An 8,999-nucleotide genomic window follows, 5' to 3' on the forward strand; every position below is an offset into this window, starting at 1 on the left:
CTCTGCCAGCCGGGTCCGACAAAAAACGGGGACTACATCAGCTCCAGCAAGAACGGCAGCTCCTGCGGCACGTACCAGGCCAGCTCGTGATCCTCGGCGTCACCCAGCACGAACTCGGCGTCCTCGTCGCCCAGATCGGCGGCGTCGATCACGGCAGCGGCGGCGGAGACGGCGTCGGCGGCTTCCACGGAGTCCACGTGGATCGCGGCGATCTGGCTGAGCGCGACGGGGCCGTCGAGGCGGACGACGGCGGCGTCGAGGTCCGCGCGCAACGTCACGTTGTCCACGTCGGCCGAGACGACGGCGCGGCGGGGCTCGCCCTTTTCCTCCGCGTTGATCAGGCGCAGCGACGCGCGGGCGGCGTCCAGCAACGCGGCGTACTCCAGCTCTTCGTCGGAGCCGCTCACGTACGCCTCGCGCAGCGCGGGCGTCAGCGCGAACGCCGTGCCGCTGCGGGCCCGGAACTCGCCGTTCGACTCGAGTTCGCGGAGCATCGCGATCGTCGCCGGAATGTAGACCCTCACCAGTGCGCACCCTTCAGCTCTTCCAACGCTTCTTCGATCATCCCGCCGAGCAGGTCGACGTCGAACGCGGCCTTGCGGTCGCCGTTGAGTCCGAAGTAGACACCGCCGTGGTAGGACGTGACCCCGATCGCCAGCGCCTGGGTGCGCATCAGCGGCATCACGGGGAACATCTCGATCAGTCTCGCCTCACCCGCGTACACCGGTTCCTGCGGCCCCGGCGAGTTGGTGATCATGAGGTTGAAGATCCGGCCCGACAGCGAACCGCCGGCCCGCGCGCCGAGCGAATGCAGCGTCGCCGGCGCGAAGCCGCTCACCTTCAGCAGCCCGCGCGCGGCGACCGAACGGCCGGAGTCCAGGTGCTCGGTCATCGCGTGGCCGACGTGCTGCAGCCGCAGCACGGGGTTCGGCTCGCCCACCGGCAGGTCGACGAGGTAGGCCGCCACCTGGTTGCCGACGAGCGCCGGCGTGGAGTACTCGGCCGTCTCCGCGTCGCGCACGGCCATGGGCACCAGCGCACGCACGGTGGCCGTGGACGCGAGGTTCACCCCGCGCGAAAGGAGCCACTCGCGCAGCGCGCCGGTGATCGCGGTGAGGATCACGTCGTTGACGGTCCCGCCGTGCTCCGCGCGGATCTTGCGGTAGTCCTCCAGCCGCGTGCGCACCACGGAGAACAGCCGGCCGCCGGACACGCGCACGTTGAGCGGGCCCTGCGGCGCAGGGTTGACGACGGTGCGCAGCGTGGACACCACGTCCCCGAGCGTCTCGGCGACCTTGCCGACCGAGGTCAGCGCGTCGTCGGCGGCGGAGCGGACGTTCTCCACCAGCTCACCGGGGCGTTGCACCGCCTCGCTCACGGCGTCGAACACCAGCTGCGCGCGGCTCGGCTCGCGGCTCGGTGTCCAGGTGTCCTCGTACGGCTCGGGCGGCGCCGGGGCGTCGTCGAGGATGAGCTGGCCGAGGTCGATGGTGCCGATACCGTCCACAACGGACTGGTGCGTCTTGGTCACCAGCGCCACGCGGTCGCCGGCGAGACCCTCGACGAAGTAGGCCTCCCACAGCGGGCGTTCGGGCGCCAGCCGGCGTGACATCAGGCGCGCGACCAGGTCGAACAGCTGCTCGTCGGTGCCTGGCTGGGGCAGCGCGGAGCGGCGGACGTGGTAGTTGAGGTCGAAGTCGACGTCGTCCACCCACACGGGCCGGGCGAGGTGCCCGGGCACGTCGAGCACGCGCTGGCGGTAGCGCGGCAGGAACGGCAGGCGCGAGCCGACGAGGTCGAGCAGGCCCGCGTAGTCGAACCCGCTGCGCGGGCGCTCGAAGATCGCCACGCCGCCGACGTGCATCGGGGTCGCGTGGTCCTCGACGTACAGGAACGACGCGTCGAGCGCGGACAGACGGTCGGGCATGGGCCGATCCTTACACAGTGCGAGACTGACCGGCGTGGGTGATGAGGCGGAGGTTTCTCCGAAGGACCGGTTCCTGACCGTCTACGGGCGCAAGCCGGTGCTCGAAGCGCTGGCCGACGACGGTCTGCAGGTGGACAAGGTCATCCTCGCCGACACCGCCCGCGGCCCGGCCGCCGCCGAGATCCAGCGCGCCGCGAGGGACGCCGGGGTGCCGGTGCAGCGCGCGAGCGCCCACCGCGTGAAGGTGCTGGCCGGCAACGGCAAGCAGGACCAGGGCGTGCTGGCCGACGTCGTCGCGCCGCGGATGCGTTCCCTCGCCGCCGCGCTGGACGACCGCCGCCCGCCCGCGCGGGTCCTGCTGCTCGACGGCATCACGACACCGGCGAACGTCGGCATGATCCTGCGCACGGCCACCGCCGCCGGCCTGGAAGGCGTGATCGTGCCGCGGCGAGGCGTGGCCGCGTTGGACCCGATGGTGGTCAAGGCTTCGGCCGGGGTGGCGTTCCGCGCGCCGGTGCTGCGGTGCGGCAGCGCGCGCGAGGCGGCGGAAATGCTGACGGACGCGGGGTATGGCCTGTACGCGCTGAGTGCGTCGGGCAAGTCGACGGTGTTCGACGTTGCGCTGCCGCAGCGGGCGGCGTTCGTGCTGGGCGGGGAGACCGCGGGGGTGGGCGCTGCCGTGGCCGAGCTGGTGACCGAATGGGTCTCCATCCCGATGCCCGGCGACGTCGAGTCGCTGAACGTCTCGGCGGCGGCCGCGGTGCTGTCGTTCGAGCTGGTGCGACGGGCTAGCTGAAGAGACCGGCCAGCTCTTCGAGGGTGCCTTCCATCGTGACGTGGTGGATGGCGACCATGCCCGCCTCGGCGGCGCCGCGGACGTTGCGGGCGGCGTCGTCCACGAACGCGCAGGTGGCGGCGGCGAGGCCGAGGCGTTCGGCGGCCACGAGGTAGATCTCGCGGCTGGGTTTGGCGACGCCGACCTCGCCGGAGAAGACCAGCGTGTCGAAGTAATCGGCCAGCTCGTGGCGGACGGCCGACGTGGCGCCGGGCGCGTTGGAGACCAGGCCGGTGCGCGTGCCGCCTGAGCGGATGGCGCGCAGGTAGTCGTAGAGCAGGTGGGCGTCGGGGTCGGTGAGGACGCCGGCGTAGTCGACCAGCAAGCCTTTGAGCACGGGCTCACCCTAGCGATCCGCGGGCGCGGCAACAGGCGTAGCGCATCTTGCAGATCGGAATGGGCGGATTCGCGGATTTCGCCGGATCAGGCGCAAGCGGTCCCGGTTCCGGGTTTGTCCGGGCACTACCTGCAGCGGATCGTCCGCGTTTCAGGGGAGGAACACATGACGACCCACCGCCTCCGGGGCCTCGCGGGCAGCGAGCCCGCCGCCCGGCCCCACCCTGCCCGCCACGTCGCGCGGCACCGCCCGCCGGTCCGCGACCTGCCGCCCGCGGGCCACAACGTGGTGCAGCTCCTGGGACCCCCGAGCGAACGCCAGCTGACCGGCCGCCTCAACGCCATCCTCGAAGTCCTCGGCGGCCGCCGCGCCGCCGCGCAGGTGCAGCACCTCGTCGACCCGGCCCTGTTCGCGCGGCTCCTGACGCACAGCCGCCTGCCGAGCACGCGCCACCGGATCGGGACGCTGCACCTGTGCCATCCGACGGACCTCGCGCTGGAAGCCGCGACGACCATCCGGAGCGGGCCCCGGGTGCTGGCCCTGGCCGCCCGGTTCGAGCGGACGCGAACGGGGTGGGTCTGCACGCGGTTCCACCTGCTGGCACCGCGGCTGGGTCCGGCGCGAGCGGCGCCGATGCGTCCGTCGGCTGCTTGATGGGACGGGTGTCCCAAAGGGCGGGTCACGACGTCAGGTCGGCGACGGGCTTCTTTGGTTTCGCGAGGAGCCCGTCGCGGAATCGGCGACGGTGGCGACACGGGCAGAAGAGCCGGCGGTCGGATCGCGGGTCTCGTCGGCGCTCGGCTTTCGCGGCGAGTCGCCGAACAGGGCAGGGCACCGGGTCTCGGCGCGGGCCGCTCGATTCGCCGCGGGAAGTCTCGCGGACTCAGCCGATCGCCACCGGGAACTCGGACAGGCCGCGCATGGTGACGGTCGGGTTCCAGGCCGGGGTGCCGGCCAGGTCGAGGGTGGGGGTACGGACGGCGAGCTCGCGCAGGGCGGTCTGGCCTTCGAGGCGGGCCAGGGGTGAGCCGAGGCAGAAGTGGATGCCCTGGCCGAAGGCGAGGTGGCGCGAGGGCTCGCGAGTGGGGTCGAAGGTGTCCGGGTCCGGGTGAGTGGCCGGGTCGCGGTTGGCGGCGCCGATGAGGACGATGGCCTGGGTGCCGGGGGCGACGTCGGTGGTGCCGACGCGCGTGGGCCGCAGGGCGACGCGGCTGGTGAGCTGCACCGGGGAGTCGTGGCGGAGGACTTCTTCGACGGCGTTGGGCGCGAGGGCGCCGTCGTCGCCGAGAGAGCGGAGACCGGCGGGGGTGGCGAGCAGGGCCAGGACGCCGTTGCCGATGAGGTTGGTGGTGGTTTCGTGGCCGGCGACGAGCAGGAGGGTGAGCGTGACCAGGAGCTCGGCTTCGGTGAGCTTGTCGCCCTGGTCGGTGACGGCCACGAGGTCCGACAGGAGGTCCTCGCCGGGGTTGCGGCGGCGTTCGGCGGCCAGCTCGCGGAAGTAGGCGTTGAACTCGCGCCCGGCGTCGCCCGCTTCTTCGAGCACGGAGTCGGCGACGAGGAACGCCGGGTCGAGGGCGCGGGCCAGCGCGTGCGACCACTCGGCGAAACGCGAACGGTCCGCCATCGGGACCCCGAGCATCTCGCTGATGACCTCGACCGGCAGCGGCGCGGCCAGCGCGGTCATCAGGTCGGCCGAACCGGCGTCGATCAGGTCGGAGATCAGGCGCGCGGTGATGTCCTCGACGCGCGGGCGCAGGCGCTCGACCATCCGCGGCGTGAAGGCCTTCGACACGAGCCGGCGCAGGCGCGTGTGGTCCGGCGGGTTGAGACCGAGGAACGACACCACCGGGCGACCCTCGGCGTCGACCAGGTCGTCCGGGTGGCGCGCGGCCGGGTCGAGGACCTCGGGCTCGGGATGCCCGAACGCGGGATCGCGCACGACGTCCGTCGCCTCCGCCAGACTGCTCACCACGAGGAACCCCGGCGCGATCTCCGCGACGGGCTCCGCCTCGCGCCACTTGCGGTACAGCGGGTACGGATCCGCCTTGTGCTCCGGCGCGAACAGCTGCGTGAAGGTATCCAGGTCAGCCACGGCTCTCCCCCTCGACGGCACCACCGACCACGTTAGGCGCGAACCCGGTTCGCGTCACGTGAAGGCCCGCCGCCGGCGCCCGCGGGACCGTCGACCTCGGCATCGTGGCCCAGCGCGCTTACCTCGCAGCCGTGCAGTACCGGCAACGAGCGCTGTCCGCACCCACACCATCGCCCGCCGCGCGCAGGAACGCGGCCCCACCACACAAGAACTACGCCTTGGCAGCGCGCCGAGCCCTCGGCATGCCCAGCGCGCGAGACGCGCTTCCCTCCCGGCCGAGTAGTCCCATGACGAGCACTGCCCGCACCCGCACCATCGCCGCCGCGACGTCGGAATGCGGCCTGAGCACGCAAGAACTACGTCGAGCGCCCCGTAGCACACGCGCCGAGCCCTCGGCATTGGCCGAACGCGGCCCAGCCCGCGAAACGCGCTTCCCTCCCGGCCGTGTAGTCCCAGCGACGAGAGCTGCCCGCACCAGCGCGTCGGGCGTCTGGCCCGCGCGCCGAGCCCTCGGCATTGGCCGAACGTGAGGCCGCCGGCTACGCCCGGCGCAGTGCGCAAAAAGGGCGGGCCGCACGCGTGCGGCCCGCCCTCGGGGAAACGTGCGTCAGCGGCGCGGGCCCTTCTTGCCCTTCTTCGCCTGCGCGCGCTCGGCGGCACGGCGTTCGCGGCGGGTGTTGCCCGCGCCGGCGGCGTCGGGGGCCGCACTGTCCGAATGGGACTCCACGCCGCCGCCCTCGGCGGGGCCCGACATGGTCAGTCCGGATTGGACGCCGCCGCCGACGCCCTTGCCGCGCAGGGCCGACGGGACCGACTCGGTGTCGGTGGCGGGTGGCTGGGGCGGGGTCGGGCGCGAGTGGCGGCCGCCGTCGTCGCCGAAGGAGGCGGCCGCGGCGGCGGTGGCGGACGTGACGCCGGCGGGCAGCGCCGACGGGTCCAGCTGCGGCGCGGGTTCCGGCTCGCTGCGTTCGACCTGGAGGTTGAACAGGAAGCCGACGGCCTCCTCCTTCAGCGAGTCGAGCATCGCGCGGAACATGTCGAAGCCCTCGCGCTGGTACTCGATCAGCGGGTCGCGCTGAGCGAGCGCCCGCATGCCGATGCCCTCCTTGAGGTAGTCCATCTCGTAGAGGTGCTCACGCCACTTGCGGTCCAGCACGGTCAGCATCACCTGGCGCTCGAGGCGGCGCATCGCGCCCTCCTCGCCCACCAGCTCGTTGATCTCCGCCTCGCGCTTGTCGTACGCGTCGATCGCGTCGTTGACCAGCGCCTCGCGCAGGCCTTCGGCGTCGAGGTCACCGCTCTCCACCAGGTCGTCCCAGTTCAGGCCGACCGGGTACAGCGTCTTGAGGGCGGTCCACAGCTGCTCGTGGTCCCAGTCCTCGGCGTAGCCCTCGGAGGTCGCGCCGTCGACATACGCGCCGACGACGTCCACAGTCATGTGCTCGATCTGCTCGCGCAGGTCCTCGCCCTCGAGCACGCGGTGGCGCTCGGCGTAGATCACCTTGCGCTGCTCGTTCATGACCTCGTCGTACTTGAGGACGTTCTTGCGCGTCTCCATGTTGAGCTGCTCGACCTGCGTCTGCGCGCTCTTGATCGCCTTGGAGACCATCTTGTGCTCGATCGGCACGTCGTCGGGCAGGCGCATCGTGGTCATCACGCGCTCCACCATCACGGCGTTGAACCGGCGCATGAGGTCGTCGCCCAGCGACAGGTAGAACCGGGACTCGCCCGGGTCGCCCTGACGGCCGGAACGACCGCGCAGCTGGTTGTCGATGCGGCGGGACTCGTGGCGCTCGGTGCCCAGCACGTAGAGACCGCCCGCCTCGCGGACCTGCTCGGCCTCCTCCTTGGCGCCGGCCTTGATCTCCTCGAGCACCTTCGGCCACGCGGCCTCGTACTCCTCGGAGTTCTCGACCGGGTCCAGGCCCTGCTCGCGCAGCTCCTGGTCGGCGATGATGTCCGGGTTGCCGCCCAGCACGATGTCGGTACCGCGGCCGGCCATGTTCGTGGCGACCGTGACCGCGCCCAGCTTGCCGGCGCGCGCGACGATCAGTGCCTCCCGGCCGTGGTACTTCGCGTTCAGCACCTCGTGGGGCACGCCCAGCTTCAGCAGCAGCTTCGAGAGGTGCTCGGACTTCTCGACGCTCGTGGTGCCGACCAGCACCGGCTGTCCCTTCTCGTGCCGCTCGGCGATGTCCTCGGCAACGGCCTCGAACTTGGCCTGCTCGGTCTTGTAGATCAGGTCGGCGCGGTCGGCGCGCACCATCGGCCGGTTGGTCGGGATCGGCACCACACCCAGCTTGTAGGTCTGGTGGAACTCCGCGGCCTCGGTCTCGGCCGTACCGGTCATGCCCGAGAGCTTGTTGTACAGGCGGAAGTAGTTCTGCAGCGTGATCGTGGCGAGCGTCTGGTTCTCGGCCTTGATCTCGACTTTCTCCTTGGCCTCGATCGCCTGGTGCATGCCCTCGTTGTAGCGGCGGCCCACCAGGATGCGGCCCGTGAACTCGTCGACGATCGTGACTTCACCGTCGCGGACGATGTAGTCCTTGTCCTTGTTGTAGAGCTCCTTGGCCTTCAGCGCGTTGTTCAGGTAGCCGACCAGCGGCGTGTTCGCGGCCTCGTAGAGGTTCTCGATGCCGAGCTGGTCCTCGACGAACCGCACGCCCTTCTCGGTGACCGCCACGGTGCGCTTGCGCACGTCGATCTCGTAGTGGTACTTCGAGTTGATCAGGTTGGCCTTCTCGACGCGCTCGCGCGAGCCCATCGTGGTGGTGTCGATGCCCTGCATCAGCGGCGCGAGGCGGGCGAACTCCATGTACCACCGCGACGACTGGTCCGCCGGGCCCGAGATGATCAGCGGCGTGCGCGCCTCGTCGATGAGGATCGAGTCGACCTCGTCCACGATCGCGAAGTTGTGCCCGCGCTGCACGCACTCGTCGAGCGACCACGTCATGTTGTCGCGCAGGTAGTCGAAGCCGAACTCGTTGTTCGTGCCGTAGGTGACGTCGGCCTCGTAGTGCCGGCGGCGCTCCTGCGGGTCCTGCTCGGCGAGGATCACGCCGACCTCGAGCCCGAGGAAGCGGTGGATGCGGCCCATCCACTCCGCGTCGCGCTTGGCGAGGTAGTCGTTGGTGGTGACGACGTGCACGCCCTTGCCGGACAGCCCGTTGAGGTACGCCGGGAGCACGCAGGTGAGGGTCTTGCCCTCACCGGTCTTCATCTCGGCGACCTGCCCGAGGTGCAGTGCGGCACCGCCCATGATCTGCACGTCGTAGGGCCGCTGCCCGAGCACCCGCTTGGCGGCTTCGCGGGCGACCGCGAAGGCCTCTGGGAGCAGCTCGTCGAGCGTCTCGCCCTTGCCGTACCGCTCTCTGAACTCGCCGGTCTTCGCCTGCAGTTCGGCGTCCGACAGGTCCTTCACGTCGTCTTCGAGGGTGTTGATGTGATCGGCGATGTTGCGCAGCCGCTTCACCATCTTGCCCTCACCCGCGCGGAGCAGGCGGTTCAGCACCATCCGGTCGACCTCACTAGCTGATCATGATCGCACCCGAGCCGGTCCCGGGCTTGTGGGCACGGCGCGCACTCGTAGTGCGGCGCCGCCGTCTCACCACATCGTAGGGAACACACAGTGGTCCGCGCACGCACGTGCTCGCAGAAGGTCACGAGAGGCCCCTTCGAACCCTACTCCCGGCACGCGGGTGGCCCGCACGCGCTCGCGTGCGGGCCCCCCGGGGCGCCGGCCCGCTCCCACCCGCCCCGCCGGGTCGCCTGCAACACCCGCCCCAGCGGAACACCCCCGAGTAGAAAA

7 protein-coding genes are annotated in these 8,999 nt (G+C 71.3%); 2 read left to right on the forward strand and 5 right to left on the reverse strand.

What is annotated here, in order from left to right; translation table 11 throughout:
- Positions 1–32 precede the first annotated feature (32 nt).
- Positions 33–524, reverse strand: a complete 492-nt coding sequence (locus AB0K15_RS16535) for a hypothetical protein (protein ID WP_364050249.1) — start codon at positions 522–524, stop codon at positions 33–35.
- Complete coding sequence (locus AB0K15_RS16540; protein ID WP_364050252.1) at positions 521–1,927, reverse strand: wax ester/triacylglycerol synthase family O-acyltransferase; 1,407 nt, start codon at positions 1,925–1,927, stop codon at positions 521–523. The genes AB0K15_RS16535 and AB0K15_RS16540 overlap by 4 nt, the downstream gene beginning before the upstream one ends.
- Positions 1,928–1,961: 34 nt before the next feature.
- On the opposite strand from AB0K15_RS16540, the gene AB0K15_RS16545 reads away from it, so the two are divergent.
- On the forward strand, positions 1,962–2,723 hold the full coding sequence (locus tag AB0K15_RS16545) for an RNA methyltransferase (protein WP_364050255.1): 762 nt from the start codon (positions 1,962–1,964) through the stop codon (positions 2,721–2,723).
- On the opposite strand, the gene AB0K15_RS16550 is transcribed toward AB0K15_RS16545, so the two are convergent.
- The gene (locus AB0K15_RS16550) at positions 2,716–3,099 is read right to left on the reverse strand and encodes an HAD-IA family hydrolase (RefSeq protein ID WP_364050258.1); all 384 of its coding nucleotides are present in this window, start codon (positions 3,097–3,099) and stop codon (positions 2,716–2,718) included. The two genes, AB0K15_RS16545 and AB0K15_RS16550, sit on opposite strands and share 8 nt — an antisense overlap.
- 165 nt (positions 3,100–3,264) lie before the next feature.
- Here AB0K15_RS16550 and AB0K15_RS16555 point away from each other — a divergent pair, with 165 nt between their 5' ends.
- The gene (locus AB0K15_RS16555) at positions 3,265–3,753 is read left to right on the forward strand and encodes an Rv3235 family protein (RefSeq protein WP_364050261.1); all 489 of its coding nucleotides are present in this window, start codon (positions 3,265–3,267) and stop codon (positions 3,751–3,753) included.
- Positions 3,754–3,982: 229 nt separating this feature from the next.
- On the opposite strand, the gene AB0K15_RS16560 is transcribed toward AB0K15_RS16555, so the two are convergent.
- Positions 3,983–5,191: a cytochrome P450 gene (locus AB0K15_RS16560; RefSeq protein WP_364050264.1), complete on the reverse strand. Its 1,209-nt coding sequence runs from the start codon at positions 5,189–5,191 to the stop codon at positions 3,983–3,985.
- 607 nt (positions 5,192–5,798) lie between these two features.
- Entirely contained in the window at positions 5,799–8,705 is a 2,907-nt protein-coding gene (gene secA, locus AB0K15_RS16565) for a preprotein translocase subunit SecA (protein WP_364050267.1), read from the reverse strand.
- Positions 8,706–8,999 lie beyond the last annotated feature (294 nt).

The organism is Amycolatopsis sp. NPDC049253 (assembly GCF_040678995.1).
GTDB lineage: Bacteria > Actinomycetota > Actinomycetes > Mycobacteriales > Pseudonocardiaceae > Amycolatopsis.

Coding starts and splice junctions, on each gene's coding strand:
- AB0K15_RS16540 (WP_364050252.1), bottom strand. CDS start 1,927: ATGCCCGACCGTCTGTCCGCGCTCGACGCGTCGTTCCTGTACGTCGAG.
- AB0K15_RS16555 (WP_364050261.1), top strand. CDS start 3,265: ATGACGACCCACCGCCTCCGGGGCCTCGCGGGCAGCGAGCCCGCCGCC.
- secA (WP_364050267.1), bottom strand. CDS start 8,705: ATGGTGCTGAACCGCCTGCTCCGCGCGGGTGAGGGCAAGATGGTGAAG.